The 22,520-nt window shown below is 71.2% G+C and carries 23 protein-coding genes and 1 pseudogene; 12 read left to right on the forward strand and 12 right to left on the reverse strand.

Features of this window, described 5'->3' with window-relative positions; genetic code table 11:
- Nucleotides 1–76: 76 nt before the first annotated feature.
- On the reverse strand, nucleotides 77–526 hold the full coding sequence (locus ACWEQG_RS02380) for an Lrp/AsnC family transcriptional regulator (protein ID WP_169979095.1): 450 nt from the start codon (nucleotides 524–526) through the stop codon (nucleotides 77–79).
- Between the two features lie 131 nt (nucleotides 527–657).
- On the opposite strand from ACWEQG_RS02380, the gene ACWEQG_RS02385 reads away from it, so the two are divergent.
- Nucleotides 658–1,314, forward strand: a complete 657-nt coding sequence (locus tag ACWEQG_RS02385) for a class I SAM-dependent methyltransferase (RefSeq protein ID WP_452281031.1) — start codon at nucleotides 658–660, stop codon at nucleotides 1,312–1,314.
- Between the two features lie 48 nt (nucleotides 1,315–1,362).
- Here ACWEQG_RS02385 and ACWEQG_RS02390 read toward each other — a convergent pair whose 3' ends face one another.
- On the reverse strand, nucleotides 1,363–2,049 hold the full coding sequence (locus ACWEQG_RS02390) for a DsbA family oxidoreductase (protein WP_363465439.1): 687 nt from the start codon (nucleotides 2,047–2,049) through the stop codon (nucleotides 1,363–1,365).
- Nucleotides 2,050–2,184: 135 nt separating this feature from the next.
- A complete protein-coding gene (locus tag ACWEQG_RS02395; RefSeq protein WP_452281033.1) occupies nucleotides 2,185–3,201 on the reverse strand; it encodes a DMT family transporter in 1,017 nt (338 codons plus the stop codon).
- Nucleotides 3,202–3,272: 71 nt separating this feature from the next.
- On the opposite strand from ACWEQG_RS02395, the gene ACWEQG_RS02400 reads away from it, so the two are divergent.
- Nucleotides 3,273–3,998 carry a TetR/AcrR family transcriptional regulator gene (locus tag ACWEQG_RS02400; protein WP_452281035.1) on the forward strand — a complete coding sequence of 242 codons (726 nt, stop codon included), beginning with the start codon at nucleotides 3,273–3,275 and terminating at the stop codon, nucleotides 3,996–3,998.
- A gap of 55 nt (nucleotides 3,999–4,053) precedes the next feature.
- Here ACWEQG_RS02400 and ACWEQG_RS02405 read toward each other — a convergent pair whose 3' ends face one another.
- Nucleotides 4,054–4,686: a TetR/AcrR family transcriptional regulator gene (locus tag ACWEQG_RS02405; protein ID WP_452281037.1), complete on the reverse strand. Its 633-nt coding sequence runs from the start codon at nucleotides 4,684–4,686 to the stop codon at nucleotides 4,054–4,056.
- A gap of 64 nt (nucleotides 4,687–4,750) precedes the next feature.
- Between ACWEQG_RS02405 and ACWEQG_RS02410 the strand changes: the two are divergent.
- The 3 genes and pseudogenes from ACWEQG_RS02410 to ACWEQG_RS02420 all read left to right on the forward strand — a co-directional run.
- A pseudogene (locus ACWEQG_RS02410) lies at nucleotides 4,751–5,419 on the forward strand (ABC transporter ATP-binding protein); the annotation flags it as partial.
- A 71-nt stretch (nucleotides 5,420–5,490) separates the two neighbouring features.
- The gene (locus ACWEQG_RS02415) at nucleotides 5,491–6,219 is read left to right on the forward strand and encodes an ABC transporter permease (RefSeq protein WP_452281039.1); all 729 of its coding nucleotides are present in this window, start codon (nucleotides 5,491–5,493) and stop codon (nucleotides 6,217–6,219) included.
- A 70-nt stretch (nucleotides 6,220–6,289) separates the two neighbouring features.
- Entirely contained in the window at nucleotides 6,290–7,198 is a 909-nt protein-coding gene (locus ACWEQG_RS02420) for a LysR family transcriptional regulator (protein WP_452281041.1), read from the forward strand.
- 1 nt (nucleotide 7,199) lies between these two features.
- Here the strand turns inward: ACWEQG_RS02420 and ACWEQG_RS02425 are convergent, their stop codons facing one another.
- Nucleotides 7,200–8,099: a helix-turn-helix domain-containing protein gene (locus tag ACWEQG_RS02425; RefSeq protein WP_363465420.1), complete on the reverse strand. Its 900-nt coding sequence runs from the start codon at nucleotides 8,097–8,099 to the stop codon at nucleotides 7,200–7,202.
- 220 nt (nucleotides 8,100–8,319) lie between these two features.
- On the opposite strand from ACWEQG_RS02425, the gene ACWEQG_RS02430 reads away from it, so the two are divergent.
- Entirely contained in the window at nucleotides 8,320–8,814 is a 495-nt protein-coding gene (locus tag ACWEQG_RS02430) for an ATP-binding protein (RefSeq protein ID WP_452281043.1), read from the forward strand.
- 98 nt (nucleotides 8,815–8,912) lie between these two features.
- On the opposite strand, the gene ACWEQG_RS02435 is transcribed toward ACWEQG_RS02430, so the two are convergent.
- Nucleotides 8,913–9,623: a DUF5941 domain-containing protein gene (locus ACWEQG_RS02435; RefSeq protein ID WP_363463995.1), complete on the reverse strand. Its 711-nt coding sequence runs from the start codon at nucleotides 9,621–9,623 to the stop codon at nucleotides 8,913–8,915.
- A complete protein-coding gene (locus ACWEQG_RS02440; RefSeq protein WP_452281045.1) occupies nucleotides 9,620–11,227 on the reverse strand; it encodes a CDP-alcohol phosphatidyltransferase family protein in 1,608 nt (535 codons plus the stop codon). Before ACWEQG_RS02440 ends, ACWEQG_RS02435 begins: the two co-directional genes overlap by 4 nt.
- 266 nt (nucleotides 11,228–11,493) lie before the next feature.
- Between ACWEQG_RS02440 and recO the strand changes: the two genes are divergently transcribed.
- Together recO and ACWEQG_RS02450 are read left to right on the forward strand one after the other, a co-directional pair.
- Nucleotides 11,494–12,291: a DNA repair protein RecO gene (recO, locus tag ACWEQG_RS02445; RefSeq protein ID WP_363463999.1), complete on the forward strand. Its 798-nt coding sequence runs from the start codon at nucleotides 11,494–11,496 to the stop codon at nucleotides 12,289–12,291.
- Nucleotides 12,292–12,321: 30 nt separating this feature from the next.
- Nucleotides 12,322–13,107 carry an isoprenyl transferase gene (locus ACWEQG_RS02450; protein WP_452281047.1) on the forward strand — a complete coding sequence of 262 codons (786 nt, stop codon included), beginning with the start codon at nucleotides 12,322–12,324 and terminating at the stop codon, nucleotides 13,105–13,107.
- A 1-nt stretch (nucleotide 13,108) separates the two neighbouring features.
- Here the strand turns inward: ACWEQG_RS02450 and ACWEQG_RS02455 are convergent, their stop codons facing one another.
- From ACWEQG_RS02455 to ACWEQG_RS02465, 3 genes are all read right to left on the reverse strand, one after another.
- Nucleotides 13,109–13,657 (reverse strand): CGNR zinc finger domain-containing protein, encoded by a 549-nt coding sequence (locus ACWEQG_RS02455; protein WP_363464002.1) that lies wholly within the window; start codon nucleotides 13,655–13,657, stop codon nucleotides 13,109–13,111.
- Nucleotides 13,658–13,719: 62 nt separating this feature from the next.
- Complete coding sequence (locus tag ACWEQG_RS02460) at nucleotides 13,720–14,133, reverse strand: Fur family transcriptional regulator (RefSeq protein ID WP_363464004.1); 414 nt, start codon at nucleotides 14,131–14,133, stop codon at nucleotides 13,720–13,722.
- Nucleotides 14,134–14,188: 55 nt separating this feature from the next.
- Complete coding sequence (locus tag ACWEQG_RS02465; protein WP_452281049.1) at nucleotides 14,189–14,611, reverse strand: DUF6703 family protein; 423 nt, start codon at nucleotides 14,609–14,611, stop codon at nucleotides 14,189–14,191.
- 122 nt (nucleotides 14,612–14,733) lie between these two features.
- Here ACWEQG_RS02465 and ACWEQG_RS02470 point away from each other — a divergent pair, with 122 nt between their 5' ends.
- Nucleotides 14,734–15,051, forward strand: a complete 318-nt coding sequence (locus tag ACWEQG_RS02470; RefSeq protein WP_452281051.1) for an antibiotic biosynthesis monooxygenase — start codon at nucleotides 14,734–14,736, stop codon at nucleotides 15,049–15,051.
- A 163-nt stretch (nucleotides 15,052–15,214) separates the two neighbouring features.
- The gene (locus tag ACWEQG_RS02475) at nucleotides 15,215–16,600 is read left to right on the forward strand and encodes a glycine--tRNA ligase (protein ID WP_363464009.1); all 1,386 of its coding nucleotides are present in this window, start codon (nucleotides 15,215–15,217) and stop codon (nucleotides 16,598–16,600) included.
- Between the two features lie 163 nt (nucleotides 16,601–16,763).
- Here ACWEQG_RS02475 and ACWEQG_RS02480 read toward each other — a convergent pair whose 3' ends face one another.
- Nucleotides 16,764–17,375: a TetR/AcrR family transcriptional regulator gene (locus tag ACWEQG_RS02480; protein ID WP_452281053.1), complete on the reverse strand. Its 612-nt coding sequence runs from the start codon at nucleotides 17,373–17,375 to the stop codon at nucleotides 16,764–16,766.
- Nucleotides 17,376–17,513: 138 nt separating this feature from the next.
- On the opposite strand from ACWEQG_RS02480, the gene ACWEQG_RS02485 reads away from it, so the two are divergent.
- Entirely contained in the window at nucleotides 17,514–17,717 is a 204-nt protein-coding gene (locus ACWEQG_RS02485; RefSeq protein WP_452281055.1) for a hypothetical protein, read from the forward strand.
- Between the two features lie 182 nt (nucleotides 17,718–17,899).
- On the opposite strand, the gene ACWEQG_RS02490 is transcribed toward ACWEQG_RS02485, so the two are convergent.
- A complete protein-coding gene (locus tag ACWEQG_RS02490; protein WP_452281057.1) occupies nucleotides 17,900–19,357 on the reverse strand; it encodes an alpha/beta hydrolase in 1,458 nt (485 codons plus the stop codon).
- Between the two features lie 387 nt (nucleotides 19,358–19,744).
- Between ACWEQG_RS02490 and ppdK the strand changes: the two genes are divergently transcribed.
- Nucleotides 19,745–22,393: a pyruvate, phosphate dikinase gene (gene ppdK, locus ACWEQG_RS02495; protein ID WP_452281059.1), complete on the forward strand. Its 2,649-nt coding sequence runs from the start codon at nucleotides 19,745–19,747 to the stop codon at nucleotides 22,391–22,393.
- Nucleotides 22,394–22,520 lie beyond the last annotated feature (127 nt).

The raw sequence follows: 22,520 nt of genomic DNA on the forward strand, positions 1-22,520 counted from the left end.
GGACTTCAGCGTAGGAATCCGGAGACGACAATCCAATGCGCCCGCGTTGCGGTCACGTGTGGATCGGTTGCGTCCTTCACCCGTTTTGCGGCGATCCGTTAATCAGCCGGGACAGCACGATCGAGCTCTTGGTGCGCACCACGAACGGCTCGGCCGCCAGGCGTTCGATCACCCGCTCGACGTGCCGTACGTCGGTCGCGCGGATGTGCAGCAACGCGTCCGCCTCCCCGGTCACCGTGCACGCCGAGACGACCTCCGGATGCCGGGACACGGCCATGCCGATCTCCGTGGGGGAGGTCTTGCCCCGGCAGTACAGCTCGACGTACGCCTCGGTGGTCCAGCCGAGGGCCGACGGCTCCACCCGGGCACTGAACCCGGTGATCGCGCCACTGGCGACGAGCCGGTCGACCCGCCTCTTCACGGCCGGAGCCGACAGCCCCACTTGAGCGCCTATCTCGGCGTACGTCGCTCGGGCGTCCTCGACGAGGGCCCGGATGATGGCGCGATCGAGCTCGTCCAACTTCACGTGGAACTGTATACAGCCGCCGCGTCCGGCATGCCCCCGCGCCCGGCGCGCCACCCCGTCCGCGGCCGCGACGGCATGCGCGAGGTGATCGCAGGCACGGATTGTCGGTGGCGGTTGCGAGGATCGTCGCCATGACCGAGCTCACGTCCGCGATCACCAGCTACTGGGACGCCGCCGCCGACGCGTTCGACGACGAGCCCGACCACGGCCTGCGGGCCGATCACACCCATGCCGCCTGGGAGCGCCTGCTGCACGCGTGGGCGCCTTCCCACCCGGCCGACATCCTCGACGTCGGCTGCGGCACCGGCTCGCTGTCGGTGTTGCTGGCCGCGGCCGGACATCGCGTGACCGGTGTCGACCTGGCACCGCGGATGATCGAGCAGGCCCGGGCCAAGTTCGCGGACGCCGGGCTCGACGGGCGTCTCCTGGTCGGCGACGCCGTCGTCCCGCCCGTCGGCGACGACCGGTTCGACATGCTGCTCTGCCGGCACCTGATCTGGACCCTGCCCGATCCGCACGCCGCGCTGCGCGGGTGGGTCGCCCGGCTTCGCCCGAACGGCCGGCTGGTGCTCATCGAGGGACGCTGGGGTGAGGCCGGGCAGGCCGCACTGCCTTATGTGGCGGGCGCCGAAGCGCTGCCCTGGGGCTTCGGCGTCACCGCCGCCGACCTGGCCGACGCGGTGCGGCCGCTCGTCGCCGACGTGCGTGTCGAACCGCTCAGCGACGATCCCGACCTGTGGGGGCACCCGGTGGGCGACGAACGCTACGCGCTCATCGCCCGTATCTAGCCCGGGGCGGATCCGCCGGCGTCAGGCGCCTTCGGGAGGGGGCTCCGGTCAGGCGGCGGCGCGCTTGAGGATGTCCTCGAACACGCCCGGATCGTCGGAGGAGACGACGGGCCAGCCGATGCCGTACCCGCCGGCCCAGCCGACCTCGATGCCGGGGTTGGCGTGGTCGGTGCCGTCCGGAAGGAACAGGTGCGGGCTGCAGTTCACCCGGTCGGTCGCCGCGACGGCGGCCTGCTCGGACAGCGCTGCGCGTGCCCGGCCGTCGTCGAGGGCGGCCGCCAGCGCGGCCACGTCCACCACCCCGGTGGACGCGGCGGCGTCCAGGATGACCTTGCGGTGGCTGACGCACCGCGACTCGGCCCAAAAGGCCCTCCGCAGCGCCAGGTCGAGCTGCTCCGAAGCGGTGAAGCCCTGCTCCTTGGCCGCCTGGACGGCCTCCAGTGCGGGCAGCGTGGTGGACGGGTACAGCCAGTCCTTCGCCTGCCACAGCTGCCACCCCGCGCCGGGTTCGAGCGAGGCCATCCGGGCCACCTCGCTGTCGGTCCCCGGCCGGGGGCTCGGCGCGTCGTTGAGCAGTTCCAGAGGGAAGGCGCGGTGGTCGAACCGGACCCGGCCGGTCAGGCCGAGCCGTTCCCGGGTCTGATGGAGCCGGTGCACCGCGATGTGCGCGAAGGAGCACCAGATGTCGGAGAAGATGATGATGGTGCCGGGCTCCGGGGTCGGTGTCGTCGTCATCGGCGTTCTCCTTGTGTCGTCTCTTGTCCCGCGACGGTGCGCGCGAGCTGAGGATGTGCCGGGGCGCCGGCCGGGGCGGGTCGTCCGGCGCGGCGACGAACCCGGCCGGGCCGGACAGGTCGTAGGCGGGTTCGCTCAGGTGAGCTGGACGAGCACCGAGCCGGCGATGAGCAGGGCGAGACCGGTCAGGCGCGGCGCGGTGAGCGGGCGGCGGGGCAGCCGCAGGAGGCCGTGGTTGTCGATCACGGCCGAGGCGAGCTGCTGACCGGTCACGGTCAGCGCCACGGTGGTGGCGGCGCCGATCGCGGGGATGAGCGTGAAGGTCGCGGTGACATAGGCCGCGGCGCAGGCGCCGCCGAGCCAGCCCCACCAGGGCATCGTGCGCAGCCCGCCGAGTCGCGGCCGGGGGGTGCGGCGCGTCGCCAGCAGGACGATCAGCACTACGGCGATGGTGACCGTGGCCACGATGAAGCTGATCATCGCGGTGGTCACCGGCTCGCGGATGTCCGCGCGCAGCGCGGCGTTGACCGCGCCCTGCACGGGCAGGACCGCGCCCGCGACGATGCCCAGCAGGATCCAGCCGCCCTGGCCGAGGCCGCCCGCCCGGCGCACGCCCGGGATGGCCGGCGCGGTGAGGGTCGCGGTCCCCGCCCCGCCGGCGGGGCCGTCCGGGGCCCCGGGCGCCGGTCCCGGAGCGGACGAGGCCGTGCGCTGCCCACGGATGATCACGGTGATGCCGGCCAGGACCGCGAGCGCGCCGAGCGCGACGCCGAGGCTCGGCGGCTTGCGCGCGACGCCGAGCAGGCCGAACAGGTCGAGCCCCAGCGACGCGAACATCTGGCCGGTCACGAACAGCCCGGCCGCCGCCAGAGCGCCCAGGCGGGGGAAGAGCAGGATCCCGCTGGTGATGTAGAGCGGGCTGGCCAGACCCCCGAGCAGGTGCCAGACCGGGACACCCGGCACGAGGCGGACCGCGCCGACCGCGCCGGCGGCGACCGCGAGGAGCGCCAGCAGGGCGGTCGCCACGCTCAACTGCAGGGTCGAGGCGCCGTACGGCGTGCCGACGGCCTTGTTGAGCTGGAGATTAACTGAGGCCTGCACGGCCAGCAGGCAGCCGGCCAGCAGCGCCGAGGCGAGAAACAGGGCATGCATGGCAGTCCCCTACGACATAAGTGGACGTGGTGTCCGGATGAGCGTAAGCGAGAACCGGACATCGTGTCCACATGGCTGACGCGAGGGGCTACCATGTCCTCATGGCCAACGGGTTGACGGGTCCCGGCGGGAACCGGGCGAACGGCCGCGTTCCGTCGGAGGAGGCCGTCCCGGTCGGCGTCGGCCGGGAACTGCCCGTGCTGGACCTCGAACGGGGCCGGCCGGTGCGGGAACGGGCGGACGCCGCACGCAACCGCATGCGGGTGCTGAAAGCGGCGGAAGAGCTGTTCGCGACGAGGGACGCCCGGCACGTCACGATGGACGAGATCGCCAAGGCGGCGGGGGTGGGCCGGGCCACGCTCTACCGGCGCTATCCGGACACCGCGTCGATCGCGACGGCCCTGCTCGACGAGCACGAGCGGCAGGTGCAGGAGCACATCCTGAGCGGTCCGCCGCCGCTCGGCCCGGGCGCCTCACCGGCCGACCGGCTCGCCGCGTTCCATGTCGCCATGACCGAACTGCTGGAGCGTCACCTGCACCTCGTGCTGGGGGCCGAGACCGGGAGCGCGCGGTTCGGCACCGGCGCCTACCGCTTCTGGCGCCTGCATGTGCGGATGCTGCTGACCGAGGCGGGGGTGCCGGACCCCGACGCGACGGCGGACGCCGTGCTGGCGCCGCTCGCGCCCGAGGTCTACCAGTTCCAGCGGCACACCCTGGGCCTGTCGCAGGCCCGCGTCACCGAGGCGCTGGTGTGGAGCGCCCGCCGCCTGGCGGGAGGCGACCCAGGCCGTGTCTGACCGATCAGGCCTTGCTATGCGTGGCCTCGGGCAGCGAGGCCGACGGCGGCTTGTCTCACCGGGTGCAGTAGTCGCCGATGCCACGCTCCAGCAGGTCGAAGGCGCGATCGGCGTGGTTCCTGATGTCGGCCCTGATCAGCGCGGGGTCCTCGCCGGCCATCTGCCGCATCGCGAAGTGACGGGTCAGCGCGCGGACGACGGCGCAGATCTGCGCCGCCACCAGCCAGGGGGTCAGGTCGTCGGGTTCGGCGTCGGCGTCCTCCGCGAGCGTCCGGGCCAGCCGCTCCTCCCGGTTGACATCCAGAATGTGCACGCGTGACTGGAGGGACGTGCTCTCCCGCACCCGCTGCGTGAACAGGTCCAGGCCCTCGCTCATCCCGTAACGCCAGTCGCCCGCGTCGAGGGCTTCGAAGAAGTCGCGCCGCACCGCCCCGACCGCCGTCTCGCCCGCGCGGCGCTCGCGCACGGCGCGGGCCAGCAGGTCCTCGGTCTCCTCGCCGCGGTCGAGGAACAGGTCCTCCTTCGTGCGGAAGTAGTTGAAGACGGTGTTGACCGACACGTCGGCGGCCCTGGCCACCTCCGCCACCGTGACGTTGTCGAAGCCCCGTTGCAGGAACAGCCCCATCGCGATGTCGGCGATGCGCTGCCGGGTCTCCCGCTTCTTCCGCTCCCGCAGGCCCTCTTCCATGCCTCGATTGTAAGGGCGAATGCAATCTTTAAGCGACTCCAAATTTGGTGCTACTCTACCCGGCATGATTCATGCCAGAGGGCTCACCAAGACGTTCGGCCCGGTCGAGGCCGTCCGGGGGATCGATCTCGACGTCTCCGCGGGGGAGATCGTCGGTTTCCTCGGACCGAACGGCGCGGGCAAGACCACCACGCTGCGGATGCTGACCACGCTGCTGCGCCCGACGTCCGGCACCGCCACGGTCGCGGGCGCCGACCTGTTCGCCGACCCCGCGGGCGTACGCCGCCGCATCGGCTACGTCGCCCAGGGCGGCGCGTTCGCCCCGTTCTCGCCGGTCGGGGAGGAGCTCGTGCTCCAGGCCCGCCTGTACGGCCTGACCAGGGAGGAGGCCCGCGAGCGGGTGACCGCCCTGCTCGCCGAGCTCGACCTGCCGGGAGTCGAGGAGCGTACGACGGTCACGCTGTCGGGCGGTCAGAAGCGCCGGCTGGACATCGCGATGGGCCTGCTCCACCGGCCCGAGCTGCTCTTCCTCGACGAGCCCACGACCGGGCTCGACCCGCAGAGCCGCGCCAACCTGTGGGACCACGTGCGGCGGTTGCGCGAGCGGGACGGCCTGACGGTCTTCCTCACGACCCACTATCTGGAGGAGGCCGACGCGCTCTGCGACCGCGTTCTGATCATCGACCACGGCCGGATCGTCGCCGCGGGCACCCCGGACGAGCTGAAGTCCGAGCACGGCGCGCGCACGCTCGACGACGTCTTCCTCGCCGTCACCGGCCGCGAGCTGCGCGAGGGGGCCGCCGCGTGACCGCCCTCGCCGCCCTGACCGGCCACTATCTGCGCGCCTCGTTCGGCAACAAGTTCAGCCTGGCCTTCGGCGCCCTGCAGCCGTTCCTCTACCTCGTGTTGTTCGGCCCGCTGTTCGCCCGCAGCGGCGTGGGGTCGTGGGCCGTCCTCGTGCCCGGCCTGCTGGTGCAGCTCGGGCTGACGAGCGCGGGCATGGCGGGCTTCACCATCGTCTTCGACCAGCGGTTCGGCGTGCTCGAACGGCTACGGGTCACGCCGGTGAGCCGGGTGACGCTGCTGCTCGGCCGGGTGCTCAGGGACAGCGTCGTGCTGCTGATCCAGGCTGTGGTGATCGTCGTGGCGGCCTGGGCGCTGGGGCTGCGGGCGCCGCTGGCGGGGGTGCTCGCCGCCCTGCTGCTGGTCACCGTGCTGTCCGTCGGCATGGCGTCGCTGTCGTACACGGCGGCGCTCACGATGCGGCAGGAACTGTTCGCGCCCGTGATGTCCACCGTGGTCATCCCGCTGATGCTGCTGTCGGGCGCGCTGCTGCCGATGTCGCTCGCCCCGGCCTGGCTGGACGTGGTGTCGCGGCTCACGCCGTTCCGGTATGCGGTCGAGGGCCTGCGTGCGCTCTTCGCCGGTTCCTACGCGTCGTCGGCCCTGTTGTGGGGGGTCGTCGTGTCCCTGGTGTTCGCCATCGTGGGCGTCGCTCTGGGCACCAGTCGTTTTCAACGAGAAAACGCCTGATCAGGGCCAGGGAAAGGCATTCGAACTTCATACCGGTTTGCGGGCGCCGCCGGGCACTGGGACGGTCACAATGGGGGGCGTGGCGGACGTCAACTTCACCCTCGTCCAGCTGCGTTACTTCGTAACCGCGGCCGAGCTCGGCAGCATGACCGCGGCCAGCAGAGAACTCATGGTGGCGCAGTCGGCGATCTCGGCCGCCATCGCCCAGGTGGAGCGGGAGCTGGGGGTCCAGCTCCTGATCCGCCACCACGCCCGCGGCCTGTCGCTGACCCGCGCGGGCGAGCGCTTCCTCGTCGAGGCCCGGGAGTTCCTGTCCCACGCCGCGGCGCTCGCCCAGTCGGCCCGCGGCCTGGCGGGGTCGCTGACCGGTGAGCTCGTCGTCGGCTGCCTGACCACGCTCGCGCCGTTCTACCTGTCCCGGTTGCTGCGCGCGTTCGCCGGGCGGTATCCGGGGGTGCGGGTCAGCGTCGCGGAGGGCGAGATCGCCACCATGGAGTCGGCCCTGCTCGACGGGCGGTGCGAGGTCGCCCTCGTCTACGCCATCGACCTCGCCCTCGACCTCGACATCCGGCCGCTCACCCGGGCCAGGCCGTACGCGCTGCTGCCGCCGGAGCACCCGCTGGCCCGGGCGGAGGCGGTGTCGCTGGCGGAGCTGGCGGCCGAGCCGATGATCCTGCTGGACCTGCCGCGCAGCCGCGACTACTTCCGGACCATCTATCCCACCGAGCCGCGCGTGCGGTTCCGCACGTCGAGCTACGAGACGGCGCGCTCACTGGTGGCCGGCGGACACGGCTACTCGATACTCAACCAGCGGGCCGAAAGCGACCAGACCTACGACGGCGGCCGGGTCGCGTGCGTCCCCATCAGCGACGACGTGCCCACGCTCGACGTCGTGCTCGCCTCGGTGCGCGGTGTGCGGCCCACCGCGCGCGCCGTCGCCTTCGCCGAGACCTGCCAGGCGTTCTTCTCCGGCGGGTAGTTCACCCGAGGTCGGCGAGCAGCCCCTCCAGGAACGCGCCGGTGTGCGTGGCCGGCCGGGCGTCCACGCACACCGCGTTCAGCACCTGCGTGTACGCCTCGGTGTCCTCGGCCTTGTCCAGATAGAGAGCGCTGGTGAGCTGTTCCAGGTAGACGACGTCGGGCAGCTCGGGCGCGTCGAAGCGCAGGATCGTGAAGGGCCCCCCGCACGCGGCGTGCCCGCCGTGGTCGAACGGCACGATCTGCAGCGTGATGTTCGGCTGCCTGGTCACCTCGATGAGGTGCTCCAGCTGGGCCCGCATGACCTTCCGGCCGCCGATCGGGCGGCGCAGCGCGCCCTCGTCCATCACGGCCCACAGCGTCGCCGCGTCGGGGCCCGTCAGCCGTTCCTGCCGGCGCATCCGCAGGTCGACGTGCCGGTCGACGTCGTCGGCCGACCGCCCCATGGTGCCGCGCAGGACGAGGGCCCGCGCGTACTCGGGCGTCTGCAGCAGCCCGGGGACGTACTGCAGTTCGTAGCAGCGGATGACGGACGCCGCCTCCTCCAGCCCGACGTAGAACTCGAACCAGCCCGGCAGCACGTCGCTGTACTTGTGCCACCAGCCGGGGATGTTCGCCTGCCGCGCCAGGTCGAGCAGCACGGCCCGGTCGTCGGGGTCGGTCATGCCGTAGAGGGTGAGCAGGTCGGCGACGTCCCGCTCCTTGAAGCCGACCCGGCCGAGCTCGAGCCTGCTGATCTTGGCATGCGACGCGCGGATGGCGCGGGCCGCCTTCTCGGGGGTGATGCCGCTCTCCCGGCGTAGCCGCCTGAGCTGGGCCCCCAGCAGAAGCCGCAGGGCCGTCGGGCCGCCGCGGGCGATCGCGGCCGGTGCGGGGGCGGTGCTGCCCGCCTGTCCGTTCACGTGGGCTCCATACGCTCCGGAAGAATTCCTGGTCAACCGATCGGATTGATCATCCTACCGGAGCGGGGTGAGGTCGTCTTTTCTGGGAACTTCGACAGAAAGTCGGGGGGCCTACGACATTTGCACGTGCACGCGTGCTTGCATCCGCAAGGCACAGGGCAAGATACACGACGGCAGGGAAATTCACATCATGTAATGAGTGAGACCTGAGGGATCGGCGATGACTGCAGACCTGGCGGGCCCGGGAGCCGCGACGGCGCCCACGTGGTTGACCTCGACGTTCGAGCGAGACGACGTCGCCGGCTCGTCCCTGCCTCCGTCGGCGACGTGCACATTCCACGGGCGCACCAGGTCCGCCGCCGCCGCGCGAGATTTCACGGCCAGGACGCTGTGCGGGTGGGGGATCCCCGATCTCGTGCCGGACGCGCAGATCGTGGTGTCGGAGTTGGTGACCAACGCGCTGCGGCACGCTCCCGGCGATCCCGCCGACGCCCCGCCGATCCGGCTGAGGCTGGTGAAGCACCGGTTTCATGTCGGCTGCGGAGTGAGCGACGCCAGCGCCCGCGTGCCCGCGGTCTCGCCCTGGAGCGATCTGTCGGAGTCGGGCCGCGGGCTGCATCTGGTCGACGCGCTGACGGCGGCGTGGGGATGGGTCCTCACCCGTGGCGGCGGCAAGGTGGTGTGGGCCCTGTTCGACGCCTCGCCCGCCTCCTGACGATCGATCCGCCCCGGAAGCCGGTCGGGCCGCGCCGGCATCGCATGCCGGCGCGGCCCGCCGAACGCTGGGACGCCGCCTTACAAGGGGCGCGGCGGTCAGCCCTGCTCGGCCTCGCCGGTGACCTGCTCGGCGGCCTCCTCGGGCGACTGCTCCAGGTCCTGGTCGGCCTGGGCCTGTGCGGAGGCCTTGTCCAGCCGGACCCAGCTCGTGACGCTCTCGACCGCGAACAGCACGAGCAGGTACGCCGTGAGGACGGCCGCCACGGGGGTCAGCCAGCCGGCGGCGGCGGCCACGCCCAGGATCAGCAGGCGGACCTCCCAGCCCAGTCCGGCCTGGTACAGCCAGGCGGGGGGCCAGATGCCCTGCCGGGTGCGGTAGACGGTGTCGTACGTGTGATAGCCGACCACGTAGAGGAGCACGAACAGCAGCCACTTGGGCGTGTCCTCCGCGAGCCCGAGCAGGATGATCGTCGCGAACTCGGCCGCCCGCAGCAGCGGGGGAGTGAGCCAGTCGAAGCGGCCCAGGTGGTCGCGGCCCGCGGTGGGCAGGACCAGCACGAGCAGCACGGCGACGGGCACGAGCAGGATCGGGCCGTCGGTGAGGACACCGGCGACGGCCAGCGCCACGATGGCGAGCAGCGCCACCGCGGTCGCGGGCACGGGCGGCAGCAGCCGGCCCAGGGCGCCCTTCAGCGCGGTGGCGAGCGGGCCGTCGTCCCGATAGGCGAGCAGGCGCGCGGTCTGGACGCGGCGGCGCTCCTCGTCCGGGTCCGGGAGCGGCGTGGTGGCCTGCGGCTGAGTGATCATGCGAGCGACCTCAGGAGACGTCCGGTGAGGGTGTAGGTGGCCGCGACGCCGCCCCAGACGATCAGCGTGAGGAACGTCACCCGGGGGTCGAAGAACGCGGCGGTGATCGCGATCGCGGCGAAGCGCTCGCCGATGGGGAACACGATCATCTTGCGGGCCCAGTGGACCGGGCGGAACTTGCCGGCCTTGGTCCAGAGCTTCAGCAGCCCGCGCACGCCGGTGCTCCGGCTCGCCCTGCGCTGCTCCAGCGCCTCGCGCAGCGGACGGTCGTCGGCGACCGTGAGATCCAGCGTGGGCAGCGGCACGGGCGCCTTGCGCCGGTTGGCCGCGCCGAACGAGAAGTCGAGCAGGTGCTTGACCGACTGGAGGGCCAGCGCGACCAGCGCCAGCGTCCACACGCCCTCGCCGTCGCCGAACTGCCCGGACACCGTCGCGCCGACCGCGAGGCCGACGAAGACCGCGTACTCCTTGAACCGGTCGAACGTCGCGTCCAGCCAGGCGCCGAGCACGCCGAACTTGCGCGCGTAGCGGGCGACCTGGCCGTCCACGCAGTCGAAGACGAACGCGAAGTAGATGAGCACCCCGCCGGCCACCGCCCCCCAGCGGGTGCCGGTGGCGAACGCGCCGGCCGACAGCAGGCCGAGGGCGATCGAGATCAGCGTCACCTGGTTGGGGGTGAGCCCCCGGCGGGCCGCCCAGCGGGCGATGAAGCGCGAGTAGGTGCTGACGAAGAACGTGGTGAAGAAGCCGTCCGCGCCCTTCACGGCGTTGTCCAGCCGGGCCCGGTCCTCGTCGTAGCCCGCCATCTCCGTCAGCGCCTCGTCGGCCTCGGCCTGGCTGCGGATGCGGCGGAAGAACAGGTCGCGCCGGCCGCGCCGGCCCACCGACACGCCCCGCCGGACGAGGCCGAGCGCGAGGAGCTCGGTCACGTCGTCCTCGGGGCCGAACAGGTGGGCCATGTCCGCGAGCTCGCGGGCGACCTCGGCGAGGGTCTGGAGGTGACGCTGGTGAAGGTGAAGCGGTCCGAGAAGCACGGCGTTCGGCCGGGTCACCGCGTGGTAGGCGGTGCCGACCGAGACGATCCGGCTGCGGCCGATGCGGGTGCGCAGGGGCAGTCCCTCGACGACCTCCCGGCCGATCTCGGGCTCCGCCTCCTCGATGGGCACGAGTTCGGCCTCGGCCGCGTTCTCGTCCTGCTCGTCGCCCTCCTCGCGCTGTCTCCGGGCGACCAGCGCGATCGCGCCCCGCTTGGCCTTGGTGATCTGGTAGATCAGCTCGTCGTGGACCAGCGAGTCGGCCGGCAGGATCAGCAGGTTGTCCTCGCCACCCTCGACCGCGTCGGCCAGGGCGCGCAGGTCGCCGGCGACGTCAGGGCTCTCCACCACACGGCCGTACGGCCTGCGGTAGGTGGCGGCGTCCCCCGGCCGGGCGATCGTCGTCGGCTCGGGGTCCATGACGGCGGCCTGTGCGAGCAGCCTGTCGTACGCGGAGGGGGCCCCGGGCAGCGATTTGAGCGTGATGTCCGCAGGCAGGGCGGGCTGACCGCCAGGCGGCGGGGGACTGATCGGGCCGGGCGGGGCGCCCAGCAGGACCACGCGGGTCATGGCAACCTTTCACGCAACGGGGGGAGATCAGGCCCTCAGGCTTGACCGGCGCGGGGAAGTCCGCCGGAAGCCAAAGCTTAGTGACCTTTCGGTTGAGCCGATGCATCCCAGGTTTACCGTACGGCCCCCGGATGTACAGCTTGGGAAGGGTTTGTCCCAGAGCATCGTCGCCGGATCATTACCGAATTTTCACCATTCGTGCGCCTCGCTGGGGCGAATGTCCGTGCAGCGGGGCGGACGCCCACGCGCACCCATACGATGGCGGGGTGAGCCTCTACCGGGACGAGGGCGTCGTGCTGCGCACCCAGAAGCTGGGTGAGGCCGACCGCATCATCACCATCCTCACCCGGCGCACCGGCAAGGTCCGCGGCGTGGCCAAGGGCGTGCGCAGGACCATGTCGCGCTTCGGCGCGCGGCTGGAGCCGTTCTCCCACGTCGACCTGCAACTCCACAGCGGCAGGTCGCTCGACGTGATCACCCAGGTCGAGACCCTGCACCCGTACGGCGAGGCGATCGTGGCCGACTACGCCAGGTACACCGCGGGGACCGCGATGCTGGAGACGGCCGACCGGCTGACGGTGGGGGAGAAGGAGCCGGCACTGCGCCAGTTCCTGCTGCTGGTCGGCGGCCTGCGCACGTTGGCAGAGGGCGGCCACGAGGCCCGGCTGGTGCTCGACGCGTTCTTCCTGCGCTCGCTGGCCGTGGCGGGTTACGCCCCCGCGCTGTCGGAGTGCGCGCGGTGCGGCGCCGAGGCCGTGCGCGCCTTCGCGATCGTCGCCGGCGGTGTGGTGTGCGGCGCCTGCCGCCCGGCCGGCGCCGCGGTGCCCGCCGCGGAGACGATCGCGCTCATGATCGCCCTGCTGCGCGGCGACTGGGCGGCCGCCGACGCCTCCGAGTCCCGGCACCGCGCCGAGTGCAGCGGCCTGGTCGCCGCGTACCTGCAGTGGCACCTGGAGCACGGCATCCGCTCGCTGCGGCACGTCGAACGCGAGTGGCCGGGCCAGGCGGAACCTGCACGCGATCCAGCGGAACCTGCACGCGATCCTCACGTCTTCCGCGTCTGAGGACGGGTCCGGACGCAATACCCTCGGAACATGGTCCGTCCTCCTACTCCGCACCCGTCCGGGGCCACCGCGCCCGCCATCCCGCGCGCCCTGCTGCCGCGACATGTGGCGATCGTCATGGACGGCAACGGCCGCTGGGCCAAGGCGCGCGGGCTGCCCAGGACCGAGGGACACAAGATGGGCGAGGCGTCGCTGTTCGACGTCATCGAGGGCGCCATCGAGCTCGGCATCCCTTATCTGTCGGCGTACGCGTTCTCCACGGAGAACTGGAAGCGCTCGCCCGACGAGGTGCGCTTCCTCATGGGGTTCAACCGCGACGTGATCCGCAGGCGGCGCGACCAGCTCCACGCGATGGGCGTGCGGGTGCGCTGGGCCGGGCGTCCCGGGCGGCTGTGGAAGAGCGTCATCAAGGAGCTCGAGGACGCCGAGCGGATGACGGTCGGCAACAGCACGCTGACCCTGCAGTTCTGTGTGAACTACGGCGGCCGCGCGGAGATCGTGGACGCGGCGGTGAAGCTCGCCCGCGACATCGCCGCCGGCCGGGTCAAGGCCGACAAGGTCTCGGAGAAGACCTTCGCCCGCTACCTGGACGAGCCGGAGATCCCCGACGTGGACCTGTTCCTGCGCTCCTCCGGCGAGCAGCGCACCTCCAACTTCCTGCTCTGGCAGTCCGCGTACGCCGAGATGGTCTTCCTCAACCAGCTGTGGCCCGACTTCGACCGCCGGGACCTGTGGCAGGCGTGCGAGATCTACGCCAAGCGCGACCGCAGGTACGGCGGGGCGTTGCCCAACGCCGTCCCCGGCGAGGCGGTCTGACTCAGGAGGCGTCGCGGCGGCGGGCCCGGTACGCCGCGACGTGCATGCGGTTTCCGCAGGTGCGGCTGTCGCAGTAGACCCGGGAGCGGTTGCGCGACTCGTCCACGAAGACGTGCGAGCAGTCGGGCGCGGCGCACGTGCGCAGGCGGTCCCGTTCGTTCTCCACCAGCACGTGGGCGAGCGCGACGCCGCAGTCGGCGGCCAGGTGCTCGGCGACCGACGCGTCCGGTGCGAAGTAGTGGACGTGGAGGGAATGGCCGTCGTGCTCGGTCAGGCTCGGCGTGATGCTGGTGCGCCGCAGCAGCGTGTTGAGCAGGCCGACCGCCGTCGGCTGGTCCGGCGCGGTGAACACGGCGTGGAACTCCTCGCGCAGGTCCCGGACCTCGGCGAGGTCGCGCCGGGTCAGCGCCCCGACTCCGCTGACCTCCCGCCTGCGGACGAACTCCTCCAGGTCGCCGACCTCGGCCAGCCCGTCGCGTTCGCCGGCGCCGGTGTTGATGAGGTCCACCACCGTCGCCAGCGAATACACCATGTCATGGCTGAACGGCACGCCATCTCCCTCATGTCGCGGCGCAGGCAGCGTACCTCTCGACGGGCCCGCGCGGGGCGGGGTCAGCCCTTCCGGGCCGCCTCTCCCGACGGCTCCCCACAGGACTCCGCGCACGAGGAACAGGTGCCGAAGATCTCGACGGTGTGCGTGACGTCGATGAAGCCGTGCTCGGCCCCGACGACCTCGGCCCAGCGCTCCACGTCCGGCCCGGCGACCTCGATCGTACGACCGCACACCCGGCACACGAGGTGGTGGTGATGGGTGTCGGTCTGACAGGCCCGGTAGACCGACTCGCCCTCGTCGGTGCGCAGCACGTCGACCCGGCCGGCGTCGGAGAGGGACTGGAGCGCCCGGTACACGGTCGTCAGGCCGATCTTCGAGCCGACCGCGCGCATCTCGGCGAACACGTCCTGCGCGCTGCGGAACCCCCGGCTCTGCCGGAGGATCTCGTGGACGGCGTCGCGGCTCTTCGTCATCAGGACTCCTGTGTACGGCTTCGCCCTACGACCTATCAGGTTAGGCCGGTTCGCGTCAGATCAGTCCGAAACGGGTGGCGGCGAGGAGAACCAGGAACGTCCCGACCGCCACCCGCAGCAACCGGCCCACCGGACGCAGCGACGGCCACGACAGGTAGGCAAGCCAGGCGATGAACGCGAGCACCGGCAGCACGGCCACCCCGCCCCGCCAGTCGGGCACCACCAGTCCGGCGATCAGCAGGGCCACCAGCACCAGCGGGGCCAGCCAGCGGGGCTGCTGGAACAGGAAGACCAGCGGCGCGGCGCTCATGCGCTCGACCGCCGCGCGCCGCCCGGTCGCGCCGGGCGTGAAGAACTGCTCGCCCGGCGGCAGCGGCCGCCGCGCCCGCGGGGACGCCGCGTTCGCCCGGGCGGGGGACTTCCTCGCCAGAGGATGCGCCGGCACCTGACGGCGCGGCGGTTCGGTTTCGCTTCCCACGCGTTCGAGCCTAGTGCCGATCCCATTGGACAGCGCCCCCCGTCGCGTCGTTCGCGGTGCCCTTGCGCCCGCGTCGCCCCCTCCCGGCGGGGGCGTACGGGAGGGGTGGCATGCTGGGCGGCATGCTCGCCGTGATCCGTTACTCGGTGCCGGGCGCCCGCGCCGACGAGTTCGCCGCCCAGGCGCGCGCCATCCTCGACCTGCTGGCCGCGCAGCCGGGATACCTGCGCGGGCAGATCGGCAGGTCGGTGGACGAGCCGGCCCTGTGGGCCGTGGTCACCGAGTGGGAGGGCGCGGGCTACTACCGCCGCGCCCTGTCGGCGGCGCGAATGGTCATGTATCCGCTGATGACCCTTATGATCAACGAGCCCAGCGCCTTCGAAGGCGTCTACGCGCTCCCGGGCGAGGGGGCGAACGCGGGCACCCCGGGCAAGGCTTGAGCGCGGGGGCGCCGGATTCCCCTAAGCTTGAGCCCAGATCCGGGCAGGTGGCCGGACATCCCGCCGCCGCCGGCAGGCGGCCCGCCGGTCCGCCCGCCTCAGCGATCAGCGCACCGCTGACCCCGATCTCAACGCCGACACCCAGCCGGATGGAGTTCCACTGATGGCACGTCGCACCGACGTCTTGGAAACGATCGTCAGCCTCGCCAAACGCCGCGGGCTCGTCTTCCCGTCGAGCGAGATCTACGGAGGCCTGCGGGCGTCCTGGGACTACGGCCCCCTCGGTGTCGAGCTCAAGAACAACGTGAAGCGCGAGTGGTGGAAGGCCATGGTGCAGGGCCGCGACGACGTCGTCGGCCTCGACTCCTGTGTCATCCTCGCCCGCGAGGTCTGGCAGGCCAGCGGCCACGTCGACACCTTCACCGACCCGCTCACCGAGTGCCAGTCGTGTCACAAGCGCTACCGCGCCGACCACCTCATCGAGGCGTACGAGGCCAAGCACGGCAGCGAGCCGGCGGGCGGCCTGGCCGACATCACCTGCCCCAACTGCGGCAACAAGGGCGGCTTCACCCAGCCGAAGCAGTTCAGCGGCCTGCTGAAGACCTTCCTCGGCCCGGTGGAGGACGAGTCCGGCCTGGCGTACCTGCGGCCGGAGACCGCCCAGGGCATCTTCATCAACTACCTGAACGTCCAGCAGTCGGCCCGCAGGAAGATCCCGTTCGGCATCGGCCAGGTCGGCAAGTCGTTCCGCAACGAGATCACCCCGGGCAACTTCATCTTCCGCACCCGCGAGTTCGAGCAGATGGAGATGGAGTTCTTCGTCAAGCCGGGCACCGACGAGGAGTGGCACCAGTACTGGATCGACGAGCGCCTGCGCTGGTACGTCGACCTCGGCATCAACAAGGACAACCTCCGGCTCTACGAGCACCCGAAGGAGAAGCTGTCCCACTACTCGAAGCGGACCGTGGACATCGAGTACCGCTTCAACTTCGCCGGCGGCGAGTGGGGTGAGCTGGAGGGCATCGCCAACCGCACCGACTTCGACCTCACCGCGCACGGCAAGGCGTCCGGCACCGACCTGTCGTTCTTCGAGCAGGAGTCGGGCGAGCGCTACGTGCCGTACGTCATCGAGCCGGCGGCCGGTGTGGACCGCGCGACGCTGACCTTCCTCATCGACGCCTACACCGTCGACCAGGCGCCCAATGCCAAGGGCGTCATGGAGGAGCGGACCGTGATGCGCCTCGACCACCGCCTGGCCCCGGTCAAGGTCGCGGTGCTGCCGCTGTCGCGCAACGCCGACCTGTCGCCGAAGGCCCGCGACCTCGCGGCGCGGCTGCGCCGCCGGTGGAACGTGGACTTCGACGACGCGGGCGCCATCGGCCGCCGCTACCGCCGCCAGGACGAGATCGGCACGCCGTTCGCGATCACGGTCGACTTCGACACCCTGGAGGACCAGGCCGTGACGATCCGCGAGCGGGACTCCATGGCGCAGCAGCGGGTCGCGCTCGACCAGGTCGAGTCGTACCTGCGCCAGCACCTCAACGACTAGATCACCACGACAAGGCGCCTGTCCGGAAATTTCCGGACAGGCGCTTTTGCGTCGGCGTCCAGGGTCTGACTGCGTCGACGACCTGCGTGCGCCGCTCAAGCAGAGTGCGTCTCGATTGCGGAGATGCCGGGTGGGCTGCCGGCCGTCGCGGCGGCGGACACGTTCACTCGCGGATCGTGGCTCCGAAGATGCGGGCGAGCTGATGGTCGATCAAGCTCACGGCTTCTTCGGGGGTCCGCTGTCCGAGCAGAACGGTGGTCTGGATCCCGTCGGCACCTGTCACCAGGAACGCGGCCTCGGCCGCGGCGTCGAGGTCGCGGGGCACCTGGCCGAGTTCCTGGCCTTGCGTGATCAGACCGGCGACGAGGTCCTCAAGCGCACGCGGCGCGTCCCGGGCAGCCTTGGCCATGACGGGGTCGGTGAGGAAAGGGATGAAGTAGGCGGCGTACACCAGATGCCGATTGCGTCGTTCCTCGTCCAGCGGGAGCAGTTCGAGCAGCACTCCCCGCACGAGTGCGTGTACGGCGGGTGCCTCGCCGAGTCCTGCGAGGCGTTCGCGGGCTCGTCGCTCGGCGTCGTCGTTGAGGATCTCCAGCGCACCGAGCAGCAGCTGGTCGCGGGTGCCGAAGTAGTACTGCAGCAGCCGGGCGGAGACCTTGGCCTCGGCCGCGACCTGCCTCAAGGTGACGCCTTCCAGGCCACCACGAGTGGCCAGGCGCCACACGGCCTCGGCGATCTGGCGGCGGCGCTGGTCGTGGTCCGCCTGTCGTGGCATACCCGTCCGTCCTCCGTGCTCGTTGTGGTGCGATCGTACCAAGACACTGTTATGGTGCGATCGAACCACAAAACTGACGGCAGGCACGCGAGTGCGCCTGCCGTCACCGCCCTGCGGAGCGATGGGAGACAGACGCAGATGAGGCACGTAACCGTGTTGGTCATCGGCATCCTGCTGCTGGTCCTGGGAGCACAAGGTGCCATCCGGCTGCTGGCCGACCACGACAACGCCGGGCTGCTCGCATGGTTGCCCGGCGGATTCGCGGTGCGGGTGGCGTGTTACACGGTGGCTGCGGTCCTCGGAGCATCGCTGGCCGGCTGGGGCGGCAGAAAGGCCAAGTAGGGCCAGGTAAAGCCACCTACGCGGGCGCTCGGGGCCGCGAACACCTCAACACCGTGACGCTCTCGCCGGTCACCACCACGCGGATCCGGCTCAGCCTCACCTCGCGCAGCGGCTACTCCACCGGGCTGCTGGAGGTCGAGGCCCTGCAGGGCCTCGCACGGACGACCCGGCCGGGGGCGCGCTCAGTCGCAGCGCGTTCCATTGGCCGGGACCTTCCCCTCCAGCAGGAACGCGTCGACCTTGTCGTCGATGCACCTGCTCTGGCCGTACGCGCCGTGTCCCTCGCCGTTCAACGTCAGCAGCACGCCGGTGCGCAGCTGTTCGGCCAGCCGCGGCGCCCACTGGTACGGCGTGGCCGGGTCGTTCGTCACGCCGACCACCAGGATGGGATCGGACCCGGTGGCGTCGACGTGCCTGGCGGCGTCGTCCCCGCGCACCGGCCAGACGCTGCACGACCCCGCGCTGATCGCGGTCGAGGCGAAGATCGGGGTCCGCTTCTCCAGCCGCCGGGCCAGCTCCTCGGCCTGGGCGACCGAGGGCCGGTCGGTGCTGTCGACGCACAGCACCGACGGCAGCGAGAACTGCAGGGTCGAGTAGGTGCCGTCGGGCTGCCGCCCGGCGTACTGGTCGGCCAGCGCGAGCAGGCCGTCGAGCTTGCCCTTCCGGGCCTCGTCCAGGGCCTCGGTCAGCAGCGGCCAGGTGAGCTTGCTGTAGAGCGCCTGGGTGATGCCCGCCCGGGCCACGTCCTCGGTGACCGTGCGCGAGCCCACCTTCCCCGGCGTGCGGGACAGGGTGTCGAGGAGTTGGAGCACGGTGGCGTTGGCGGCGGCGGGGTCGGCGCCCAGCGGGCAGCTCGTCCGCGTCTTGGCGCAGTCGGCCAGATAGTCCTCGTACGCCTTCTGGAAGCCGAGGGCCTGTGTCTTGGCCATCTCGAGCATGCCGATCGAGGGGTCGACGGCGGAGTCGAGCACCATCCGCCCAACCTTCTTCGGGAACTGCGTGGCGTACACCGCGCCGAGGTGGGTGCCGTAGGAGAAGCCGAAGTAGTTGAGGCGCGGGTCGCCGAGGGCCGCCCGCAGCGTCTCCATGTCGCGTGCCGCGTTGACGGTGCCGACGTAGGGCAGGATCCAGCCCGCGTTCCGCTCGCACCCCTGCGCGAATCCGGTGACGAGCTTGGTCTCGGCCGCGGCGTTCTCGCTGGGCTCCCTGCTCATGTACTGGTCCATCTGCGGGCCGCTCAGGCAGCGGATGCCGCTGCTGCGTTCCACGCCGCGCGGATCGAAGCCGACGAGGTCGTAGCGGGTGTTCAACGTGGAGAACGCGTGCGCCGCGTTCATGAGCGTCGTGACGCCCGAGCCGCCGGGACCCCCGAAGTTGAAGACCAGGGAGCCGATCCGCCGGCTCTTGTCGGTGGCCCGCAGCCGGATCAGGGCGATATCGATCTTCTTGCCCTCGGGCTTGGCGTAGTCGAGCGGCACCTGGAGCGTGGCGCACTCGAAGCCGGACGAGGAGGCGGTCTCCTCGCACGCCTTCCAGGACGGCGACGGCGTGGCCGAGGCGTACTCCTCGGGGGCGACCCGCGCACCGCCGCAGCCCGCGGTCGCCGCCATCGCGCCGAGCCCGGCAACCGTCGCCGCCATGACCGGCCAGATCCTCCGCGCCGACACCCCTCGCGACACTGAAACCCCTCTGTTCGACTGCGTTCGGAGGGTGCCTCGTTTATATCGCAGACCGTCGCGCCCGTATCGCCGACGCACCGGAACTCCGCCTTACCGGACAATGGTCTAAACCAATTCCCCTCCGGCGATGCGGGGCCTGTGCGACGCGCATGACGTCGAATTGGTTTATACCAGTGTGCGCTCTCCGGAAAAGCGACAGATCTTTGATTGGATTAGACCTCTAACAGCCCATCTACCTGCTTAGACGTCATATGCGGTGAAGGGTGATGTTTGGTGCTGCTTTTCCTAGGTACAGTCCGGTTGCGGGCCGCGTCCGCGGTTTCTTTGAAGTCGGCGAAGGAGCGTCACATGCCCAAGTACGTTTACGACTTCACCGAGGGCAACAAGGACCTCAAAGACCTCCTCGGTGGTAAGGGCGCCAATCTGGCAGAAATGACCAACATCGGCCTGCCCGTGCCTCCCGGCTTCACGATCACCACCGAGGCGTGCCGCCACTACCTCCGGCACGGCGGCACGCCCGACGGTCTGGCGGGGGAGATCGGCGAGCACCTCGCCGCCCTGGAGGCGCGCATGGGCAAGCGCCTCGGCCAGGCCGACGACCCGCTGCTGGTCAGCGTGAGGTCCGGGGCCAAGTTCTCGATGCCCGGCATGATGGACACCGTCCTCAACATCGGCCTCAACGACGACTCGGTCCTCGGGCTGGCCAAGCAGTCGGGCAACGACCGCTTCGCGTGGGACTCCTACCGCCGGCTCATCCAGATGTTCGGCAAGACCGTCCTGGGCATCGACGACGAGCTGTTCGAGGACGCGATGGACGACCTCAAGGGCGAGCGGGAGGACACCGACCTCGACACCGCCGACCTCCAGCGGCTGGTCGAGACCTTCAAGGGCATCGTCCGCGAGCGGACGGGCCGCGACTTCCCCGCCGACCCCCGTACGCAGATGGACCTCGCCGTCAGGGCGGTCTTCGACTCCTGGAACGCCCCGCGCGCGATCCTCTACCGTCGCCAGGAGCGCATCCCCGCCGACCTCGGCACGGCCGTCAACGTCGTCGCCATGGTGTTCGGCAACATGGGCCCGGACTCCGGCACCGGGGTCGCCTTCACCCGGGACCCCGGCTCGGGACGCCAGGGCGTCTACGGCGACTACCTGCGCAACGCCCAGGGCGAGGACGTCGTCGCCGGCATCCGCAACACCGTCCCTCTGCAGGAGCTGGAGACCATCAACCCCCCGGCCTACCGCGAGCTTCTCGACATCATGGCGACGCTGGAGCGGCACTACCGCGACCTGTGCGACATCGAGTTCACGATCGAGCGCGGCAAGCTGTGGATGCTGCAGACCCGCGTCGGCAAGCGCACTGCCGAGGCCGCCTTCTGCATCGCCACCCAGCTCGTGGACGAGGGCCTCATCGACATGGACGAGGCGGTCATCCGGGTCACGGGCGATCAGCTCGCCCAGCTCATGTTCCCCCGCTTCGCCGCGACGGCGGGCAACCGCAGGCTGACCACCGGAATGAACGCCTCGCCCGGTGCCGCCGCCGGCAAGGCCGTCTTCAGCTCCGAGCGGGCCGTCGAGCTGGCCGGGCGGGGCGAGGCGGTCATCCTCGTGCGGCGGGAGACCAACCCCGACGACCTCGCCGGGATGATCGCGGCCCAGGGCGTGCTCACCTCCAGGGGCGGCAAGACCTCCCACGCCGCCGTGGTGGCCCGCGGCATGGGCAAGACCTGCGTGTGCGGGGCCGAGGAGCTGGACGTCGACACGCATGCCCGCCGCTTCACCGCGCCCGGCGGGATCGTCGTGAACGAGGGCGAGGTGATCTCCATCGACGGCGGCACCGGCGCCGTCTACCTCGGCGAGGTCCCCGTCACCGCCTCACCGGTCGCCGAGTACTTCGAGGGCGAGCCGGCCGGGGACGAGCTGGTCCGGGCCGTCGACCGCATCATGACGCACGCCGACTCCGTCCGCCGGCTCGCCGTACGGGCCAACGCCGACACCGCCGAGGACGCCGCCCGTGCCCGCCGCTACGGCGCCCAGGGCATCGGGCTGTGCCGTACGGAGCACATGTTCCTGGGGGAGCGGCGGCGGCTCGTGGAGGACCTGATCCTGGCCGCGACGCCCAAGGAGCGGCAGGTCGCTCTGGACGCGCTGGAACCGCTGCAGACCGGCGACTTCACCGGCATCTTCACGGCCATGCGCGGGCTGCCGGTGACGATCCGGCTGATCGACCCGCCGCTGCACGAGTTCCTGCCCGACCTCACCGACCTGGCCGTGAAGGTGGCCGTCGCCGAAGAACGGGCGGGGGAGGGGGCGGACGACCGGGACCGCAGGCTCCTGGCGGCGGTCAAGCGGCTGCACGAGCAGAACCCGATGCTGGGCCTGCGCGGCGTACGGCTCGGCCTGACGATCCCCGGCCTGTTCGCGATGCAGGTGCGGGCCATCGCCGCGGCGGCCCGGCGGGTCGAGGGCGCCCGGGCGGAGATCATGATCCCGCTGGTCGGCGCGGTGCAGGAGCTGGAGATCGTGCGGGAGGAGGCGGAGCGCATCCTCGCCGAGGCGGGCGTGGAGGCGGCGATCGGCACGATGATCGAGGTGCCGAGGGCGGCGCTGACGGCCGGGCAGATCGCCGAGTCCGCCGAGTTCTTCTCGTTCGGCACCAACGACCTCACTCAGATGACCTGGGGATTCTCCCGCGACGACGTGGAGAGCGGCTTCTTCGGCAGGTACCTCGACCTGGGCGTCTTCGGGGTCTCGCCGTTCGAGTCGATCGACCGTGAGGGCGTCGGCCGCCTGATGCGGATCGCGGCCGAGGAGGGCAGACGGACCCGGCCGGGCCTCAAGATCGGCATCTGCGGCGAGCACGGCGGCGACCCCGACTCGGTCCACTTCTGCCACGGGATCGGCCTCGACTACGTCTCCTGCTCGCCGTTCCGCATCCCGGTGGCGCGGCTCGAAGCGGGCCGGGCCGCGCTGACCTGCGCGGAATCCGACACAAGATGAGTTGAAATTCCACAGAACATCCGGACTCGTTGTGGAATGACCAGGTCGGAGTGGGGGTGGTTCACCGGGTCGCGCGACACGGCCCGGTGACCGTTGAAGCGGCCCGTCTGAGTGATCACTCTACGTA

The sequence above is a fragment of the Microbispora sp. NPDC004025 genome (genome assembly GCF_053604425.1).